This window comes from Blastocatellia bacterium (assembly GCA_035275065.1).
Lineage (GTDB): Bacteria > Acidobacteriota > Blastocatellia > UBA7656 > UBA7656 > DATENM01.
Genome location: DATENM010000081.1, coordinates 101,932 through 122,473 on the forward strand (window position 1 = coordinate 101,932; position 20,542 = coordinate 122,473).

A 20,542-nucleotide genomic window follows, 5' to 3' on the forward strand; every position below is an offset into this window, starting at 1 on the left:
GGATTGCTTGTGCCCAAAGATTTTCAAGGTCGAAAGGTTGGCCTGTGCCAATGAGAGAGAGAAAGACTTTCCGTCGCCTCATCACCGTTTTGCTCTTCATCCTGACCGCCATTGTGCCCGCTGCGCGCGCGCAAGACAAAGCGTTCCGCATTGACTATACGGTCGCCATTGCCAATCAGGAACAGCATCTCTTTCACGTCACTGCTGACGTGCAGAACATCCATGAAGATCAGTTGAGCCTGCAACTGCCGACCTGGGCGCCCGGCTGGTACACGGTCGAAAATTACGCCAAGAACATTCTGCGGTTCGCGGTCACAGACGCAAAGGGGGCGCGGCTGCAACCCGTGATGACTCGCAAGCAGACCTGGCGCGTTGACACAAAAGGCATGGACCGGATCAAGGCCGAGTTCGATTATCGCGCTGACATTCTGGCGCTCAATCAGGCGAAGATCGCTAACGATTATGCCTTCTTCACCGGCATTGAGCTGTTCTTGATGGCCGAAGGCCACCGCGACCGCCCAAGCACGGTGCGCTTCCAGGTGCCGGGCGGCTGGAAGATCGTTTCCGCGTTGAAAGAGACCGCCGAGCCGAATACGTTCACGGCGGCGGACTATGACACGCTGGTTGACGCGCCGACCGAGATGGGCCGTTTCGACCTGTTGCCGTTCGATGTCGCGGGCCACCCGCATTACCTGGTGATGACGCCCGCGGGCGCTTTCGCCAAAGATAAGGCCGAGCGATTCAGCGACATGATACGCAAGGTAGCGATTGCCGAAGCGGCGATCTTTGGCGAGATTCCTTACGAAAAGTACGTCCACTTCTATTTCTTCTCGCGGCCTGAATCGAACGCCGGCGGCGCGCTCGAACACCTGAACTCGTTCGTCGCTTTCGCTTATTCGAATGAGCCCGATTACTTGATCGGCACCGCGGCGCATGAGTTCTTCCATCTCTGGAACGTCAAGCGCCTGCGCCCCGCAGAGATGTGGCCTTACGATTATTCGCGCGAAAACGAGACGCCGCTATTGTGGGTTTCGGAAGGCTTCACGAACTATTACAGCAACGTCGCGCAACTGCGCACAGGCTTGCGTAACCGCGAGCAGTTCTTGCAAGCCGCCGCGCAAGCGATTAGCGGCGTTGAAAGCAACGAGGCGCGGCATTATGTCTCGCCGGCCAATTCTTCGGCCTCGACGTGGCTTGGCTACGACACGCCTGTGGCATTCGGCATCTCGTACTACACGCAGGGGCAGAACCTCGGCGCGCTGCTCGACCTGTCAATCATCCATGACACGGCGGGCGCTGTGGGCCTCGACGAAGTCATGCGGGCGCTTTATAACGAGCACTACAAACGCGGCAAAGGCTTTACGACCGAAGACATGATCTCGACCATCAACCGCCTGACGAAGCGCGACTACCATGATTTTTATAAGCGATATGTCTGGGGCGTCGAAGTACCGCCTTATGACGAGATTTTCGGCTACGCCGGCTATCAGGCGGGAAGAAGCTCGCAGCAAACGCCGCGCCTCGATTTTGAAGCCACGGCGACCCCCGAAGGCGACATACAACTGACGCGGGTGCGGCCCGGCACGACGGCGGCGGCGGCAGGCTTGCAGGCGGGCGACGTGCTGGTCTCCTTTGATGGCGTCGAAGCGCGGCGCGGTTTTACCGCTGCCTACCAACTGCTGTCGCAGCGGGTCGGCAAGCCCGTCAAGGTCACTATCCGTCGCGGCGGCGAAAGCAAGACCGTCGAGATGATGGTGGCTGCGGACGAGCAGGCCGCTTATCGTCTGGCCGAAGTGTCCAACCCGACGCCGCAACAGTTGAAAGTCCGCGACCGCTGGCTGACGGCCGGCAAGTGAGCCGCGGCTTCGCGATTCTTTTTGAAAAGAGGTCTCCGGGGATTCGCGGCCGTACCGTCGCGCCGCAAATATTTACCGTGACTTTTTTTGGAAAGTGGCGTATTACTGAGACCGTCATTGCTAGATCGCCCTAAGTTGAAAGGAGACACCTTATGCCTATCTCTCGACGAATGGCTGCCGAGTTTATCGGCACGTTCTGGCTGGTGCTTGGCGGTTGCGGCAGTGCCGTGCTGGCCGCGGCGTTTCCCGGCGTCGGCATCGGCCTGCACGGGGTTTCGCTAGCGTTTGGACTGACGGTGCTGACAATGGCCTACGCCATCGGCCACATTTCCGGTTGTCACTTGAACCCCGCGGTGACGGTTGGCCTGGTCACGGCGAAACGCTTTCCCCTCTCTGAGCTACCGCACTACGTCATTGCTCAGGTTGCCGGCGCAGTGGCCGGCGCGGGCGTCCTCTATATGATCGCCAGCGGCAAGGCGGGCTTTTCATTGACCAATGGGTTCGCTGCAAACGGCTACGCCGAGCATTCGCCCGGTGGCTATACGCTGGCGGCGGCGCTGGTGGCTGAAGTCGTCATGACGCTCATGTTCTTGATGGTCATTCTCGGCGTTACCGACAAGCGCGCGCTGCATGGCTTTGCTCCCATGGCTATCGGCCTGGCCCTGACGCTGATTCATCTCATTAGCATCCCTGTAACCAACACGTCGGTCAACCCTGCGCGCAGCACCGGCCCGGCCCTCTTTGTCGGCGGCTGGGCGCTCAACCAGCTCTGGCTCTTCTGGGTCGCGCCTTTGGTCGGCGCGGTAATCGCCGGTCTGATTTACCCGATGGTCTTCGGCGAAGAGACTGTGGAAGAAGCGGTTGCCACCAAGCAGGTCGCCGCCTAGAAAAGTAAGCAGTAGGCAGTCCCGTAGGGACGCCGTGTTTATAGCAACCGGTGTGGAAAAAAATCGAAGCTCCGTAGGAGCGCGATGTCAACATTGCGCTCCTACGGAGCTTCGATTTTTTCAACGTCTCGACTATAAACATCACGTCCCTACGGGACTTGCTAACTGACAACTGACAACTGGCTACATCACCGCGAAATCGTATTGCTCCTGGTGCAGGTTCGGATCGGGCTCCAAAGTGATCGGCGAGTTGAAGTAAGCTTCAATCTCTTCAAACACGGCGCGCTCGCTTGCGCGCAGCGCCTCGGCCACCTGCGGCGACACCCGCAGCATGACTTCGTTGTTGCCGCTGACCTGTTTGGAGATGGCCTTGGCTTGCTCCAGTATCTCGAAGCACATGGTCTGCGCCGATTTGACCATGCCCGCTCCGGTGCAATAAGGGCATGGCGAGCAGAGCGTTCGCTCAAGCGATTGCTTGACGCGCTTGCGAGTGATCGCCACTAATCCGAAATCGTTGATCGATAGAATCTTCGACGGCGCGCGGTCGTGCGCCAGCTCTTGCTGCAAGGCAGTCATTACGCGCTGGCGGTTCTTGCGCTCCTCCATGTCAATCAAGTCGAGAACGATGATGCCGCCGAGGTCGCGCAAGCGTATCTGCCGGACGATCTCTTTGACGGCTTCGAGGTTCGTGCGCGTAATCGTGTCTTCGAGCTTGTCGGATTTGCCGACGAACTTGCCGGTGTTGACGTCTATGGCCACCAGTGCTTCCGTCTGGTTGATGACGATATAGCCGCCCGACTTCAGCCAGACGCGCGGGCGCACCGCTTTGTCAATCTCCGGCTGCACGGTGTACTTCTCGAAGATCGGCTGGTTACCGGTGTAGAGCTTGACGCGGTTGACGAGCCGCGGCTGTACGCGATGCACGAACTCGACGATGCGCGCGTATTCGACTTCGTTATCGATGCGAATCACCGAGAACTCTTCGGAAATCTGGTCGCGCAGGATGCGCTGCACCAGGTCGAGGTCCTGATGCACCATCGAAGGCGCCTTCGCGCGGTCGGTCTTCTTGCGAACATCGGTCCAGGTTCGCAGCAAGTAACGCATATCGTCGTGCAACTCCTGCTCGGTGTGGCCGGCGCAGGCGGTGCGCGCGATGAAGCCGCCCGTGCCACCCTCACGCTCGCGCAAACTGCTGACGATGCGCTTCAGGCGAATGCGCTCCTGATCGCTGGGAATCTTGCGTGACACGCCGACGTGATTGACTGTCGGCATGTAAACCAGGTAGCGGCCCGGCAGGGCGATGTGCGAGGTGATGCGCGCGCCTTTCTTGGCAATCGGCTCTTTGGCGATCTGCACGAGAATCTCCTGGCCTTCGTGCAGAAGCTCGCTGATGGTGGGCGGGCCGCTGCGCTCCGGGCGACGTGAAGGCGGGCGCTGCTCCTGGCGCTGATCTGTGCGTTGATCGCTACGCTGATCGCTGCGTTGATCGCTACGCTGATCGCTACGGTGGTCCGGGCGCGAATCGGGACGACGTTGATCGCCGCGACGGTCAAAGCGCTGGCGTCCAGCCTCTGCGCGCGGCGCGTTGGAGCGCAGTGCGCCGCTTGAGCGCGGCACTTCACTGGAGCGCGGCACTTCACTGGAGCGCGTGGCTTCGCTGGAGCGCGGCACCTCATCTTTTGGAGGCGCGCTTGCGCGCACAGTTTCTTCTTTCTGTGGCTCCGGGCCTTCTGCGTCAGCGTCGCCATCCGTCGCTTCGTCGCCCGTGCCGCCTGCGGCGTTTGGCGGCGGCCCTTGATGGCGGCGGCGACGCCCGCGCCCACCGCGACGCTGCGAGAATTCACCGCGCGGGCCGCGATCACGCACCCCGGCTTCGCGGTCTTCGTCAGCCTCGCCGTCGTTAGCGGTCGCCTCACCCTCGGCCCCGGCACCCTGAGAAGTTTCGTTCAGGCCGACGGCATCCAGGCGCTCGCGCAGCCAGCCGGGCAGCACTTCGCCGATGTGGCGGAAAGGCGTGCCGCTCGCGTCTTCTGACTCCTGAACATCTGACGGCTCGCCGGTAGAGCTTTGAATGGCCTCATCGCGGCTTCCCGCCGTCGGTGCAGACTCGTCAACGACGCGTTGAAAGCCTTCGTCTTCGTCAATCGCGCGAAAGCTGCCGACGCGCCATTCAGGCTCCGGCTCGCGCACGACTGACGGCGTCGCGTACTCGGCCTGGTGAACCCGCTCGATGATCTTCTCCTGCACCATCGCGTCTTTCAACAGGTCGCCGGCATCACTGCTCATGTCTTCATCGGTGATCCGCTCGAAGTTCTCTTCGATGGCGGGCGGGGCATCCGTAGCGGCGTCGGCTGAAGCGCTGCGCCGTGATTTCTTAGCCGTCGTCTTACTGCTCGACTTGCGGGCGCTGGCTTTTGCGGGCGCGGCTTCCGGCGGTGCCTCGGCTTTGCTCGCCTCGACTTTGCCCGTCTCGGCCTTGGCGCTCTTGCGGCGAGTTTTCGGCTCAGGCTTTTCGGTAGGCTTCTTGCGCGAACGGCGGCGAGACTTTCCTTCCTCGGCTTCGGCGGCAACTGGCTCGGCGGCTGCTTCGACCGGCGCGGCGGCGGCTTCGCTTACCGCTTTGGCTCCCGGCTCGGCGGGCGCGGCAGGGGCTGCCTCAACAGGCTCGTCGGTGATTCGCTCGATGTAGAATTCTTCAACCTGAGCGTCTGCCGCCTGGACCATCGGCTCTTCAGTCTGCGCCGCGATCTCGTCTTCGGTCGGCGGCGGCGGGATGAGACTCTCGTCGGCGATCTCGGCCAACTGCTCGACGATGTCGTCATAGCGCACATCGGATTCGGCAGGCTCTTCCTCGCGAGCGGCTGCCGGGGCTGATCTCCCAGTCGAGACAGGCCGCCGCGGCTCCTGACGGCGAGTGCGGTCATCGGCGCGTACCGGCTTCTCGTCGGCGCGCGCCAGCTTCTCGTCGGGGCGGGCCAGCTTCTCGTCGCCGGTCTCGCGGAAATCGATTTCGTCCTCTTCTTCCATGAACTCGGTGAAGTCCGAGACGTAGAGAAAGGCATCGCGCTCAAGGCCAATGTCAACGAAGGCCGACTGCATGCCGGGCAGCACTTTCATCACGCGGCCTTTGTAGAGGTTGCCGACGACGCCCTGGTTCTCGTCGCGGCGCTCGACATAAAACTCCGTCACTACGCCATCTTCGAGGATGGCGACTTTCTTTTCATGCACGTTCGCACTAATGATCAATTCTTTTGCCATGAATTCTCCTGGTCGTGAGTCGTGCGGGCAGGCGGGCGAGCGGTGAAGAGCGGTTTTGCGGTCGTCGCCTGAGCGACGAAAAGACCGTCACGCGAAGTCTGCGGGTGAGCTGCTCAGTCGATTCCTGAAACCTTAGGTTCTCGATGGAGTCGCGCCGAGGCCGACTCGAAATCGGAAACGCGGTGAATCAAAAAGCCTGTGCGGCGGGCGGCGTCTTTCAGCGACTGAAACCGGCTCCGCCTCTATTTGTCCCTAGGAAACCGACGCGCTCTAGCGCGCTCGCGGTCGCTTCGCTGGTCAAGAACTCATCGCGGCCCGTAGGCGCCGCGCGCGAAGCGCATTTCAAAACTTACCCGTGCTGCTATGTCGCACAAATTGTATTCAGTGATGAGTGGTGAGTGATGAGTGGAAAGTCGCAATGAACGCTAAACTCATTACGCATCACTCATCACTCATCACTTTTATTGCATGCTCGCAAAGGCGGCGGCATCAGTTGTGCCGGGCGTTTCGGCCAGGGCCGGCGTCTCCAGGTACAAGCGCAAGCGCCGCACGCGCGAGCTGATAGAAACCTTTTCTTCCTCCGTTAAGTCGTAAATCGCGGCAACGATTTCAACCGGCTTCGCGCCCCCCTGAGGCGTGATCTCGGTAGTGATCGTCAAGCCGCCGGTGGCCGCGTCGTGACGCAACGCCCGGGTATAGCGGCGCACGTCAACCCGTTGCCGCTTGTCCTTGCGCACGCGCTCGATGACAAACGATTCGCGCGCCATGAATTCGTCGGCCAGCAATTGATGAAGCTCGCCGGCATCCACATCCCGCAGCGTTGCGCGCTCGGCCAGCAATCGCGTTATTGCCGATTGCATCTCGGGCGCGTCGAGGGCGACCAGCCAGTCGGCGCGGTTCACTTCTTTGATGAGCGATGCAGAGGTTGTCTGCAACCGCTCAAGCCGTTTGAAGCGAAAGCCGGGAGGCAGGCTGGCATTGATGCGTTCGAGAAACTCCGCCTCTCGAAGCTCGTCGAACGAATCGAAGTCAATCAACTCATTGTGGCCCACGGTGCCGACGCCGAGCGCCGGACCATACTGAATGAGCGGCATCGGATGAAAGCCCTGCGAGTAACCGAGCCGCACACGAGCCCGCCGAAAGGCACGCGGCAGGGCGCGCGTCATATCGAGATGCGAGAGATACTTGACCTGCTCGCCTTTCTCGAAGGTGGCACGATAGCGATGCAAGGGCGTCGGCTGCTGGGTGCCGGGGGTTGGGGAAGCGTTCTCTTCTTCACCCAACACCTGCCCCCCACCCCCCTGCACCCGCGTAAGCTGGACCAGCGGCTGCGACGCTTCGGCGGCGACCGCCGCGATGCGCTGTTCGTAGGTGCGAACCTCTGTGTGCATCGCATGCGCTTTCATCAGATGTTCGCGTGACACTGTCAGGTCACACTCCAGGCCGCAGACGTAACAGAGCAAAGGTTGACCGGCGACGCGCTCAAATTCTTCGTGCGAAGGCGCAATCGCTGTCGGTCGCCCGTCAATGCGTTTGACCGGCAGCTCGCACGGCGGCGAAATCTTTGCCTTGATGCCTTTGATGTACTCGCGGGCGTTGAACTCCGGCTTCACCAGGGTGTCGAGGTGATCCCAGACCATCTGCACCAGCGGCGCGCGCGGTTTGTCGAATTCGCGCACCGGCAATTCTTTCAGATACTCAGCCGGGTCAATCCCTTCGAGCGCGAAGGCTTCCATCCAGCGCGTGAAGCTGAAATGCTCTGACCAGCCATCGAAGCGGCAGCCCAACCGCCAGGCGCGCTCGATGACGCCAGCGAGCCTGCGGTCACCTCGCGAAATGATGCCTTCCAGCACAGAGGTCTCGGCGTGATGCACCTTGACCTCGATGCGGTAGCGGCGTCCCAGATCGCGCAGCATGCGCTGTTTCTCTTTGATCGTTTCGATGCCTTCCTGCTGGCACCATTGAAATGGCGTGTGGGGCTTGGGCACAAAGTATGAAGCCGAACAGGTGACCTTGACGTTCTTGTTGAACCGCGCGCGGCCCATCTCGCGCACTCGCCGGCCTAGCTCGGCGATGCCGCGCACATCCTCTTCGGTTTCGGTCGGCAGGCCGATCATGAAATACAGCTTCATGGCCGACCAGCCCTCTTCAAAGGCCACGGCGCACGAATTCATCACGTCGTCTTCGGTGACGTTCTTGTTGATGACATCGCGCATGCGCTGGGTGCCGGCTTCGGGCGCAATCGTAAACCCGGTTTTGCGCACGCGGGCGATCTCGCGCGCTAAGGATTCCTTCACTCCCGAAGCGCGCAGGGATGAAACGGAAAAGCTCACCTTGCGCCGCTCAAGCTCGCTGCCGAGCATCTTCACTAACGGCTCAAGACAGGTGTAGTCCGCCGTTGAAAGCGACGTTAAGCTGGTCTCGTCGTAACCGCCTTTTTCGATGCCGTCAATCAACGTGTTGACGATGGCTTTCGGATCGCGCTCGCGCACAGGGCGATAGATCGTTCCCGCCTGACAGAAGCGACAGCCATCTACGCAGCCGCGCGCAATCTCAAGCGACATGCGGTCGTGAACCGCCTCGATATTGGGCACAGGCGACGCGGTCGGGAAAGGGTAGTCATTGATGTCCTGGACGACGCGGCGGCGGATGGGGAACGGGATCGCTTCGTCCGTGGGCCGGTTGACGATCAGCAAGCCATGCCGCGGGCTCGGCGATACTTCGTAAAGCGACGGCACGTACATGCCTTCGATGCCGGCCAGCTCTTTCAAGACCTGCCGACGGGTCAGCTCCATGTCCGAGTCGCGCAGTTCCATGTAGCGCGTGATCAGCTCGGGGAAAGCCTCTTCGCCGTCGCCGATAACGAACACATCAACGAAGTCGGCAATGGGCTCGCTCGAATACACGCACGGGCCGCCGGCGATGATCAGCGGATCATTCAACGTGCGCTCTTTACTGCGCAGCGGGATGCCGCCGAGGTCGAGCATCGTCAGCACGTTGGTATAGGTCAGCTCGTATTGCAGCGAAAAGCCGACGATGTCGAAGTCGGCGAGCGGCGTGTAGCTTTCAAGCGATAGCAGCGGCACACGGCGGTCGCGCAGCCGCGCTTCCATGTCAGGCCACGGCGCGTAGACGCGCTCGGCCTGCCACCCCTGTCGCTGATTGAGCAGGCTGTAAAGAATCTTCAAGCCGAGATGGCTCATGCCGATCTCGTAGGTGTCCGGGAAGCAGAGCGCGACGCGCGTCGTGATCTCGTCAGCCGTTTTGCGGATGGCGTTCCATTCGCCGCCGGTATAGCGCGCCGGCTTTTCCACTGTAGGCAGGATCGAATCTAAGACGGGTTTATATTTTTCGTAATTGGTCATTGGTAATCAATTCACAAATCTCCGCAAGCGCACGCTGAGCGCCAGGCCGACGCCAATGAACATCGAAATGACGGCGGTGCCGCCCGAGCTCATCAGCGGTAGCGGGATTCCCATAATCGGCATGATGCCGACCACCATGCCGAGATTGCAAAGGATGTGAAAGCCGATCAAGGCGACAAAGCCCATGATCATTAAGGCCCCGGCGCGGTCGCGTGCCCCGACCGCGACCGCCACCAGCCGCCAGATAAAAATCAAATACAGGACCATCATCAACAGGATGCCGGCAAAGCCCATCTCTTCGGCAATCACCGCGGCGATGAAGTCCGTCCAGGCGAACGGCAGAAAGCCGAGCTTGCCCTGCGTGCTTTGACCAACGCCTTTGCCCAGCACGCCGCCCGAGCCGACGGCAATCACCGACTGAATCGTCTGATAGGCGTAACCCTTGGGGTCGGCCTTCTCCGGGTGAATGATGACGTCTATGCGCTCTTTCTGGTAACCCTTCAGGTGCGGATAGACCGCAAACAAGCCGACGACGACGGCGGCCAGGGCGGCGGCGACCAGCACCTTGCGCATGCCGCCGAGGAAATAAAAGGCGCCGAGGATGGCTCCGAACGTCAGCATCGTGCCGGTGTCGTGTTCGAGGGCGATCAAGATGACCGGCGGCATGGTGATCGCGCCCATAATGATCATGTCTTTGAGCGACAGTGAGCCGATGCGCGGCTGCGCCATGTGACGCGACAGCATCAAGATGGTGGCCGCCTTGGCGAACTCGCTCGGCTGCAAGCTGAAGCCGGCGATATGCAGCCAGGCTTTGTTGCCGTTGATCTCTTTGCCGACAAACAGCACGAGGATCAGCATCACCATGACGGCGGCGTAGAAGAAGGGCGCGACGTTGACGATGATCTTGCGGTAATCGTTGAGCATCAGGACGATGGCAAAGACCAGGCCGATGCCGAGCGCGATGACCTGCTTCTTCATCTCGCTGCCGGGCGCGGTGCTGTGAATGCCGACGCAGCCCATCACGGTCAGCGCGATGGGCGTCAACAGCAACAGCCAGTCTATGTCCCTGAATATCTTCCGATTAAAATCTACCATGACTGAAAGCGTAGCTCGCGACCACAGAAGGCGAATCATTGTCAGTGAACCGATTCCGCCTCTTCAATCTTACCACGTAGGCCGCCGCGCACGGCAACGACAACTACTGCCGGGCCGGCGCGCGGCGGCGGTCAACATCTTTAACCGGCGGCGCCATCACGGCGGCCAGCGTCGGATTGCTGTCGCGTTTCTGCACGGCGACCATGTCGAGATCGGGCAGAACCTGCCGGTTCAGCTTCTTCGAGTAGTAAGCCGCCATGATGTAGTTGACCGTCGGCGCCGAAGCCGACGCGCCCCAGCCGCCGTTCTCCGTGATGCAGACGACGCCGATCTCAGGCTTCTCGGCGGTCTTCATCGGCGCGAAGCCGATGAACCACGAATGATCCTTATGCTCCTTGCCGCGCACCTTCTCTTTAGCAATGACCTGCGCCGTGCCGGTCTTGCCGCCAACGCTGAGGTCGCGCGGGAACGGGATGCGCCCGGCAGTGCCGCCGCCATTGACGACGCCCCACATCCCTGCCGTCACCAAATCAATGGTCACCTTCGAGAGCTTCAGCTCAGTCGGCTTATCGTCGTAATACTTCGCCTCAACCAATTGCGTCGCCCTGGCCTCTTTGAAGATGTGCGGCGTGTGATACTCACCGCCCATGACGATGCCCGCTTCGGCGCGCAGCAATTGCATGGGCGGCACCGCCACCGATCCCTGACCGATGGCACAGATGGCCGTGTCGAAATCTTTCCACACCGGGTCGCGCGGGTTGACGCGGCGCTTCCACTCGCGGCTCGGAATGATGCCGCGCGTTTCACTCGGCAGATCGATGCCGGTCTTCCTGCCCATGCCGAAGCGATCCACCCACTCGTGAATCTTATCGACGCCCATCTTCAGGCCGAGGCGATAGAAGTAGCCGTCGCAAGAATGGACGATGGCCGCGACGATGTCAGGCGCGCCGTGATTGCCGCCGCTGTCGTGCAGGAAGCGGTTGCCGACCGACAACCCGCCGCCGCAGATGATCTTGGAGTTGGTCGGCGTGATCGTGCCTTCTTCGAGGGCCGCGGTCGCCATCATGATCTTCCAGGTCGAGCCGGTCGGATAGATGCTCTGCAAGGCTTTGTTGAAGAGCGGGTGCGCCGGGTCGTTGATGATGGCGCGCAGCTCCTTGCGATTGTCCGACGAGATGACGTTGCGCGCGAAGACGTTCGGATCGAAGCTCGGCACCGAGACCATCGCCAGGACCTCGCCGTTGCGCGGGTCTATGGCGACCGCCGCGCCTGTGGCATGCTTCTGCTCGAACTGGTCTTCGGCGACGCGCTGAATGTCGAGGTCAATCGTCGTGATGATGTCCTGGCCGCGGATCGGTTCAATCTTCTCCAGTTCCGCGATGGGCCGCCCGCGACTGTCGACGATGACGCGGCGTTTGCCGTCGCGGCCGCGCAGAATCTGATCATAAACCGCCTCGATGCCGCCCTGGCCGATGATGTCGCCCGACTTGTAACCGGCGTTCTGATACTTCTCCATTTCGAGCTGCTTGGGGCTGATCTCGCCGATGTAGCCGAGAACGTGCGCCGCGGTCTTGCCATACTTGTAGAGCCGCTGCGGCTGCGTCTCGACGCTGATTTCGGGATGCTCCAGCTCGTGTCCAGACACCCAGGCGCGGTCGGCATTCGAGGCGTTCTGCTTGACCAGGATGGGCTGCGATTTCGGGCGGAAGGGGTCGTTGAGGTGTGCGACGATCTCGTCGCGCTCAACCCCGAGGTTTTCAACCAGCACGCGAATCGTCTCGTTTTTGTCAGTGATGTCTTCCGGGTAAATGACGACGTTATAGGCCGGCGTGTTATCCACGAGCACGGTCTGGCCGCTGCGGTCGAGAATCAGGCCGCGCGACGCGAGGATGGGAATCTCGCGGATGCGGTTGTTCTCGGCCCGCGTCACGTAGACGTCATGCTGCGAGACTTGCAAGAAGTAGAAGCGGATGCCGAGCGCTACGAAGATCACCAGGATCAGGTATTGCAACGCATGCAGGCGCAGCTCGAAATTCTGCGTCTCTTCTCTGGACCGGTTCTTTTTGCTACTCATAGAACCTCTTCTTAATCGCCATGCGCCGGGCCGCCGCCTGTTCGGAGAAGACCCGGTCAAGGACAATGAACAAGACGACCGCCGCGGCGGTGTCGCCAAGCGTTTTCCAACCGACCAGCCGCCCCAGCGCCCCGTAGGTCGCCACCTCTGGCAGCGGCTGCTCAAGCATCAAGTACAAACCGATGAACAGCACGGTGTTGGCCGCGGAACTTACCGCCATGATCGCCAGTCGCGCCAGCGGGTTTTCAAGGGCAAAGCGGACGCTCGCGACCGCCACCAAATAGCCTATCAGCGTCTTGGCAAAGCCGCCAACGCCGAGGATGCCCCCGGCCACCCGGTCGCCGCCAAGCCCGAGTGCTGTGCCGGTCAGCATTCCGAGCATCGGCGCGCGCTGCAAGCCGAAATAGACGGTCACCACCAGCGGCAGGTCGACATACTTGAAAAACGACAGATAAGTGGGAAGCAACATCTGGAGCAAGAGCACGATGAAGATGGTCAAGATAATCTTGAATGTCTGCACGCTTCCGGCTACCTCTACGGATTGCGGATTGCGGATTGCGGATTGCGGTTTGGCGAACCGATAATGGCTGCCGTTTCCATATTCCGCAATCCGCAATCCGCAATCCGCAATTTACTTGGTTGCTTCGTCAATCTTTAAATCCTTCGCCTCGACCAGCAAGACCAGGACGTGCTCCAGGCGATCAATGGGGGCTGTGGGCTTAATGACAATTTTATTGAACGGCGCGTTCGGGTCTTGCTCGATGCGCTCGACCGTGCCGATCAGCAAGCCTTTCGGGTAGATGCGGTCCAGCCCCGTCGTCACCACCGATTCGCCTTCCTGCACCTCGATGGCCGTCGAAATGTTCTTCAGTTCGCAGTGCGCCAGGTCGAGGCCGCGCACTTCGCCCATCGCCCGCGAGGTTTGCAGCATCGCGCCGACGCCCGCCTGTTTGTCGGTGATCACCTGCACGGTCGCGAAGTTCGGGCCGACCGAAATGACCCGCCCGACAATCCCCCCGGCGGTCATCACCGGCATATTGAGGCGAACCCCGCCGAGCGTGCCGCGGTCAATCGTCAGGCGGCGAAACCAGGTTGTCGTGTCACGGGCGATGACGTTGGCCGCCAGGCTGTGGTAATCGGCATGCGGCGGCAGAGCCAGCTGTGTGCGCAGGCGCTCAAGCTCGACGGCGCGCTCGCGCAGGTCGTTCAGCTCGCCGAGCAATTGATCGTTCTTCTCGCGCAGGTCGATGTTTTCGGCGCGCGCGTGGCGCAAATCAATGTACCCGGCAAAGAAGCCGGTGACGCCCGAGACCGCGCCATTGACGATGCGCTCGACAAACGCCAGCGGCGTCATTATCCATGTGCCGAGGAGGGATTGCTCGCTCTCGGGGTGTTTGGCCAGCGCCGACATCAAGACCACCTGGCCGAGCAGCAAAGCCGCCAGCCACCACGCCGCCTTCCGTTGTGAAGCAGGACTCGCCGTCATAGCCACGACGACGGACGACCGATGACCGGCGACCGCCGTCGGTTCGTCTTGCGGCGGTCAACGGTCGGTCGTCGGTCGTTACAAGGAGTGATGCACCATGGTGTTTTCCCAGCTCACGCGGTTGAGCAGGTCAAAGTCGGCAAGCATCTTGCCGGTGCCGAGGGCGACCGACGAAAGCGGATTTTCGGCAAGCGAGACCGGCACGCCGGTCTCGTGCATCAAGCGCTTGTCAATGCCCTTGAGCAGCGCGCCGCCGCCGGTCAGTACGATGCCGCGCTCGGCGATGTCGGCGGATAATTCCGGCGGGGTGCGCTCAAGCGCCACGCGGACGGCGTTGACCACCGTAGAGATGGGATCGGCCAGCGCCTCGCGCACTTCCTCATCGGTGATGGCGATGGTGCGCGGCACGCCTTCGATCAGGTTGCGTCCCTTGATCTCCATCTGCAACGGCTCTTCCATCGGCCAGGCCGAGCCGAGCTCGATCTTGATCGATTCGGCGGTGCGCTCACCGATCAACAGGTTGTACTTGCGCTTGATGTATTGAATGATGGCTTCGTCCAGCTCATTGCCGGCGACGCGCACGGCGCGCGAGTAGACGATGCCCGACAGCGAGATGACGGCGATGTCGGTGGTGCCGCCGCCGATGTCAACGATCATGTTGCCGTAGGGCTCAGTGATCGGCAGGCCGGCGCCGATGGCGGCGGCCATGGCTTCGGCGACCAGGTAGACCTTCGAGGCTTTGGCGCGGTAGGCGGCGTCTTCGACGGCGCGGCGCTCGACCTGTGTAATTTCGCCGGGGACGCCGATGACGACGCGCGGGCTGATCCACGAGCGCCCGTTGTGGGCCTTGCGGATGAAATGTTGCAGCATCTTCTCGGTGACTTCGAAGTCGGCGATAACGCCGTCCTTCATCGGGCGGATGGCGATGATGTTGCCGGGCGTGCGCCCGAGCATTTCCTTGGCCTCTTTGCCGACGGCCTCGACCTTATTGGTGATTTTGTTGATGGCGACGATGGAAGGCTCGCTGACGACGATGCCGCGCCCTTTGGCGTAGACTAGCGTGTTGGCGGTTCCCAGGTCAATGGCGAGATCGCTTGAAAATGGGTTGAACAGATTTCTCATCTTCTTTACTTTGTGCTCTCCAATCAATTCATGGGCCGCGCCGCTCGCGTGGCCAGGCGGCGGCCCAAACGACTTTCCTCAAATCAGGGGGGCGGCTAGTTGGACCGAGTCCTTACGATGCTGTTTGGCTTCGTACATGGCCGCGTCAGCCAGTTCAATGAGCTTTTCAGCTATCGCCGCATGCTCCGGGTAGCTGACAACACCGAAGCTGGCGGTCAAATGAATTTCGGCGCCGACATTGCCGGTGAAGCGGTGCCGGGCAATCGCTGCGCGGACGCGCTCAGCCATCTGCATGGCCGCCTGCGAAGCGGTCTCCGGCAGCATCAGCACAAACTCGTCGCCGCCGTAGCGTGCCACAAAATCCGACTCGCGCACCGAGGCGACCAGCAACTGCGCCACTTCGGTGAGCGTAAAACTGCCTGCGCGATGGCCGTACACATCGTTGACCGATTTGAAGCCATCCAGGTCAATGAAGACGACCGAGACCGCCGAGCTATAACGCCGGGCGCGGCGAATCTCGGCGTCGAGCGATTCGTAGAGGTAGCGGGCGTTGTACAGGCGCGTCAGATCGTCGGTCAGGGTCTGCCGCGTGGCGCCGCGATGCTCGATGGCGTTACCGAGCGCCAGCCCGAACGAGTGGCTCAAGACGCCCAGGTCGCATGCCTCATCTTCGCTGAACGGCTCGCGCCGCGCCGCCAGCACGACGCCGATCAATCGCGGCCCGGCTACCAGCGGCGCGACAAGCATCGCCGCCGGCGCGTCGGTTGTCTCGCCGCTCCGCACCGCAACCATCTGGCGCTCGCGCGCCGCTTCGGCCACCGGCGAAGTGTGGTCGCAGAGGTCAACGAAGGCCCCGATTGGGACGGCGGCGACGTTCGTGGCGCGCACGATTTCCAGGTGGTCTGCGTGCATGTCTTTCAGATAGACGGCCCAGGCATCGGCGCGCAGCAACCGATTGAGCGCATGGAGCGCGCGCTGAATGATCTCGTCCGGCGCCAGCGAACCGTGGAGCGCGATGGCAGCTTCAAAGAGCTCGTGTTTTATGCCCGTTTCTTGCATCTGCAAACACAACAGGCGGAGCCATCAGCGAGGCGTCTCAGGCCCCGGCGGCCTCATAGCGAGGCGGCGCGCGATGGTTTCCGCCCGACCATTCAAGTGACTTCCCAGCAGAGCAAGAGATGATACAAGGGAGAACGACGATGCGGGCTTAAAGCCGAAGCGGTGGATGAGTCGCGTTTAAGGTGTCGTGAGACCGCCCGGCATCGCTCACCGAATGCGGCTGCCGGTCTACCTGGAATCTACTACTCGCCTCGCGCCGGTTCAGTCTGCTCCCATTCTTCGTAAACTCTTCAGAGAATGAAATCTAACACGCACCTATCTAACGCGCAAGAACTATTGCATAACCGTGGCGCGGAATTATCAAAAAGGCGGGGCCTGAAGCGGGCGGGCCGCGCCGCTGGTCTCACCGCCTGAAACCGTCTGGGCGGGCCGGCTGGCGTCTAAAAAGAGAGCGGGCCGGCTGCGCGAAGCAACCGGCCCGGTTGAAGGGAAGTCGGAGCCTCCCTGTTTATCGATGATTACGCCTTAGCGCAGGGTTACCGGCGGCGCGGCGGCTCCGCAAACACAGGTGTCATTGCGGATGTCGCGATCACTGATTACGCAGATGGTCTTGCCTGCCGGCACTTGCAGCGACGCAGTGCCGTTGGGCGGCGAACCACCGGCGTTGAGGTTGATCTGCACGCGCCGGTCTGCGGGAACATGCGACAGCGAGTAGGTGTTGCCGGCGCGCGTCACCTTGGCGCGACCCGTGAAGATCGTGCCGTGACAGCACCAGCGGTATTCACCCGTGATCGTGTTGAACAGCACCGTGTTGTTGCAGCCCTCGAAGTCATCCTGCAACCTGCCGTCGAAGACCGAGACGGTAAAGCTGCACGTCGCGGTGTTGCCCGATGTATCAGTCGCCGTGCAGGTGACCGTGGTTGTCCCAATCGGGAACATCGAGCCCGAAGGCGGCGTGCAAGCGGTGGTCACGCCGGGGCAGTTGTCCGACGCCACCGGCGGCGGGTAAGTAGCCGTCGCGCCGCTTCCAGGTGCCGGGGAGACGACAGTGACGTTGGCCGGACAGGTGATCGAAGGCGGCTGCGTGTCGTTGACCGTGACGGTAAACGTGCAGCCTGGGCCAGCCGTCGTCGTGCAGGTGACGGTGGTGGTCCCCTTCTGGAAGGTTGAGCCCGAGGTCGGCGTACAGGCGGCCACGCCGCAGGTGCCAGTGGTCGTGGGATCGGCGTAGGTGACGACGGCACTGCACTGGTTCGGGTCGGTCGATTGGGTCTTGTTCGGCGGACACGTGATCGTGCAAGGCTGACACGGGCCGTTGCCGGCGGTGTCGCAGATCAAGCCGTCAACACTGACGCTGTAGCCGCTGCAATCGCCGGTCGACATCGTTTGCACGACGACGACCAGTACAGTATTGGCCGGCACGTTGACCTTGAACGAATTGGTCGGCTGCGGGCTGCCGCCCGGATCGCCGAGATAATTCGTGCAGAAGTTGGCCGGGTTGTAGCTCGTCAGGTAAGCCACGGCCATGATCTGGTTGACCGCCGCCGTCCCGCAACTCGTAGTTGTCGTGATCGTCACGCAGGCCGCCGTCGGGCCATTGGTGAAGTTGTAGACATCGTAGAAATGCGGGTTCGTATCGCCGGCAAGGGCTCCAGGACAGGTCTTGGTAGTGCCACAAGCGGAGACGACCGAATCGCGGCCCATGCGTCCGGTCTGTGTCGTATCGCCGGCAACCAGGCTTCCTGAGACGGTCTGCGTCGTGCAACCGCAGGTCGGCAGCGAGAAGTTCATCGTGCTTGATCCGCCCGTGAAGGTGACCGTCAGCGTGAAGTTGATCGTCGTGCCGCAGACGAAAGCATTCGACGTGCTTACAGAGAATGGCACGCTGTTGGTCGAGGTGGCGCCCTCGGCCGTCGCCGGGTACGGCGAATTCGGCTGGGTGATGGTCACGCCCGCCGTCGAACTGGAGAGTGTCGCCGTGATGTTCGCGCCGGTGATGCAGCCATCATTCAGGATGGTCACGTTGAGGTTGTTACACTCACTCTTCTCGATGACGCCATCGCCGTCGCCGCCGGAGATCGCCGCTGACGAGTAGAGGAACTTCGCAACGCCGGTCAGACAGCCGTTCTGCGTCGTCGTCGCGCCATCGGTGATGGTGACCATGAACGGGCCGGTCGTCATGCAACTGTGTGGCGCCGAGGTGATCGTCACCGAGTAGGTGCCGGGGGCGAGTTTCAGCGAATAGGTGCCGTTGGCCACCGTCGTCGCCGAGAAGCCGTCGGAAGGCCCGCCCGTCGCCGTCACCGTGGCGTACTGCACCGGCAGGCCGGTATCGCAGAAGGTCACCGTGCCGGCGAGCGTGCCCTGCGCGGGCGCCTGGCACGAGGCGAATCGCACCTTGCCGATGCGCGTCCGCCAGTTAAAGGTCGTAGCCGTCGTGGTGTAGTACTCGTTCGTGTACCAGAAACTGCAATCGTCCGATGGATCGAGCGCCATGGCGCTGTAATCGCCCCAGCGGTTGTTGGTGCCGCGCTGCACGCCGGCGCCGGTATACATCGCGCCTTCGCCCTGGAACAAACCGTTGGGCGGATCATTGAAAGCGCGCGCCGCGTAGTACAGCGAAGGGGTATGGCCGGCGGTCACGCCCGACCGCGTGTAGCCGACCATCAGGTTGCCCTGATTGTCCATTGCGGCGCTGGCCATCCAGCGGTTGTCGCCGCTCGCGCCGTTGCCCGCGTCGGGCGAGAAGGTCGCCTGCTCGTTGACGCTGTAGAGGCCGCCCGGCGACGTCTTGCGCAGCTCGAAGTAGCGGAAGGCCGCCTGATAGTTAGCGGCGCTGCTCGGCGCCACCCCGCTGGCATTGACCGTGAAGTTACCGACCAGCGATTCCGTGCCGTTGCGGTTGATATACTGGAGCCGGTTCATCAAGCGCGTCGAGACCGAGTCGAGCCGGTCGGTCGAGTTATTGCCCGCCGGCGGCGGCTGCTCGACGTCGCCGCGCCCGCTGGGGTTGCGACCGTCGAAAGCGGCCAGCGCCAGTGGCGTCGGGTAGGTGCTCTCGGTGCGCTCGGTAAACGTCGACAGCGCCGGCGTCGTGAAGTCCGCATGGAAATCGAAGAGCCGCAAACCGTCCGCCGGGTCGCCGAGATCGTTGTCTGTGAAATAAGCGAAGACTTCGGGGGTGCCCGCCGCCGGCGGCAGAATGCCATCCTGGTCTGCCGGCAGCATGCCGAAAATGAATTCCGGGTGCGTCGCCAGATTGAGGTTGAAATAAATCAAGCTGGCGGTCGGGTCGCCGTTGAGCATCTTCTTGCGGTCGAAGGCAAACGCCCCTGTCCCATCATTGGGGCCGCCCATGAGGAACTGGTTGGAGGTCATGTAGTAGCCGTCCGGCCAGACGCCGAAGTGCGGGTAATCGGGGAACTCGTTGCCCGGCAGCACGAAGTCGTATAGATACCAGGAGCCGGTCGGGTCGCCATTCTTCGAGACGGCGATGGCTTCGTGATACGGCGGCATCGTGCCGGTTCCGGTGAAGACGAACTGGCTGATCATCCAGCGGTCGGCCATGCGGTCGTACAGGACGATGGGATCGCCCGGATTCAGCACCGTCACAATCCCGCTGAGTGACGCAAACAGGGTGTTCAGCTTAAAGTAAGGCACGAGCAGCGTGCCGCTCTTATTAAAAATGCCAACCGTTGTATTGTTGGTCATCTGGATATAGTGGTTCGGGCCGACATCACCGACCGTATCGGGCGGCGCGCCCGAATTGCCATCCGTGAAGGCGATGCCGTCAAAGTCCAGCGATGGCGTCGGCAGCGCCGATGGCGTTCTTATATTCGAACGGGTTTGCAGCGCGCCATCGAAGGAAGCCTTGCTGTTCCCCCATGAGCGCACTTCCTCGCTGTTCTTCTCGTTGATCTCTTGCGGCTCGACCTCTGGCGCGCCGGGCTTGGCGCTAATGATCGAGCGGTTCGCGGTGGCAAGCGAGCGGACCGGCTTGCTCACGGCGAAGTCGACCGCCTGGGAGTATTGCGGCGTAAGCACGGCTTTTTGCCCAGGACGGCCAGGCTTAACCGCGGCTGTTTTGGCGCGCGGCGCGCCGCCAGTGGGCGACGACCTTTGACCGTCCCGTTGCGCTTGACTGGGCCAAAGCCAGGCGCCGGCCACGAAGAGGAGAATCGTACAGATGCCTGCCAACCTGAATTTCATAGAATCCTCCGGGAAAGTGTTTTGCTGAAAGACATTGAAAGCGGACAAACAATAAAGCTGTACCGCACCTTTTCGGTTACATCAGAAACCTTCGAGCGATTCGACTGCGATATTGATTGCCGTAAGGAATT

Annotated in this window: 11 protein-coding genes; 2 read left to right on the forward strand and 9 right to left on the reverse strand. The window is 61.6% G+C overall.

Annotation, left to right across the window (positions count from 1 at the left end):
* Nucleotides 1–50: 50 nt before the first annotated feature.
* Nucleotides 51–1,856, forward strand: a complete 1,806-nt coding sequence (locus VJ464_18625; protein HKQ07150.1) for a PDZ domain-containing protein — start codon at nucleotides 51–53, stop codon at nucleotides 1,854–1,856.
* Between the two features lie 152 nt (nucleotides 1,857–2,008).
* On the forward strand, nucleotides 2,009–2,743 hold the full coding sequence (aqpZ, locus tag VJ464_18630) for an aquaporin Z (protein HKQ07151.1): 735 nt from the start codon (nucleotides 2,009–2,011) through the stop codon (nucleotides 2,741–2,743).
* A 183-nt stretch (nucleotides 2,744–2,926) separates the two neighbouring features.
* On the opposite strand, the gene VJ464_18635 is transcribed toward aqpZ, so the two are convergent.
* The 9 genes from VJ464_18635 to VJ464_18675 form a co-directional block, all read right to left on the reverse strand.
* Nucleotides 2,927–6,001, reverse strand: coding sequence for an Rne/Rng family ribonuclease (locus VJ464_18635; GenBank protein HKQ07152.1), 3,075 nt, complete (start codon nucleotides 5,999–6,001; stop codon nucleotides 2,927–2,929).
* A 461-nt stretch (nucleotides 6,002–6,462) separates the two neighbouring features.
* Nucleotides 6,463–9,366: a TIGR03960 family B12-binding radical SAM protein gene (locus tag VJ464_18640; protein ID HKQ07153.1), complete on the reverse strand. Its 2,904-nt coding sequence runs from the start codon at nucleotides 9,364–9,366 to the stop codon at nucleotides 6,463–6,465.
* A 6-nt stretch (nucleotides 9,367–9,372) separates the two neighbouring features.
* The gene (locus VJ464_18645; GenBank protein ID HKQ07154.1) at nucleotides 9,373–10,461 is read right to left on the reverse strand and encodes an FtsW/RodA/SpoVE family cell cycle protein; all 1,089 of its coding nucleotides are present in this window, start codon (nucleotides 10,459–10,461) and stop codon (nucleotides 9,373–9,375) included.
* 103 nt (nucleotides 10,462–10,564) lie between these two features.
* Nucleotides 10,565–12,535 (reverse strand): penicillin-binding protein 2, encoded by a 1,971-nt coding sequence (gene mrdA, locus VJ464_18650; protein ID HKQ07155.1) that lies wholly within the window; start codon nucleotides 12,533–12,535, stop codon nucleotides 10,565–10,567.
* Complete coding sequence (gene mreD, locus VJ464_18655; GenBank protein HKQ07156.1) at nucleotides 12,528–13,055, reverse strand: rod shape-determining protein MreD; 528 nt, start codon at nucleotides 13,053–13,055, stop codon at nucleotides 12,528–12,530. The genes mrdA and mreD overlap by 8 nt, the downstream gene beginning before the upstream one ends.
* A gap of 111 nt (nucleotides 13,056–13,166) precedes the next feature.
* Entirely contained in the window at nucleotides 13,167–14,021 is an 855-nt protein-coding gene (gene mreC, locus VJ464_18660; protein ID HKQ07157.1) for a rod shape-determining protein MreC, read from the reverse strand.
* A gap of 78 nt (nucleotides 14,022–14,099) precedes the next feature.
* Nucleotides 14,100–15,143, reverse strand: a complete 1,044-nt coding sequence (locus tag VJ464_18665) for a rod shape-determining protein (GenBank protein HKQ07158.1) — start codon at nucleotides 15,141–15,143, stop codon at nucleotides 14,100–14,102.
* Between the two features lie 78 nt (nucleotides 15,144–15,221).
* A complete protein-coding gene (locus VJ464_18670) occupies nucleotides 15,222–16,202 on the reverse strand; it encodes a GGDEF domain-containing protein (GenBank protein ID HKQ07159.1) in 981 nt (326 codons plus the stop codon).
* Between the two features lie 525 nt (nucleotides 16,203–16,727).
* Nucleotides 16,728–20,207, reverse strand: a complete 3,480-nt coding sequence (locus VJ464_18675; protein HKQ07160.1) for an HYR domain-containing protein — start codon at nucleotides 20,205–20,207, stop codon at nucleotides 16,728–16,730.
* Between the last annotated feature and the right edge of the window lie 335 nt (nucleotides 20,208–20,542).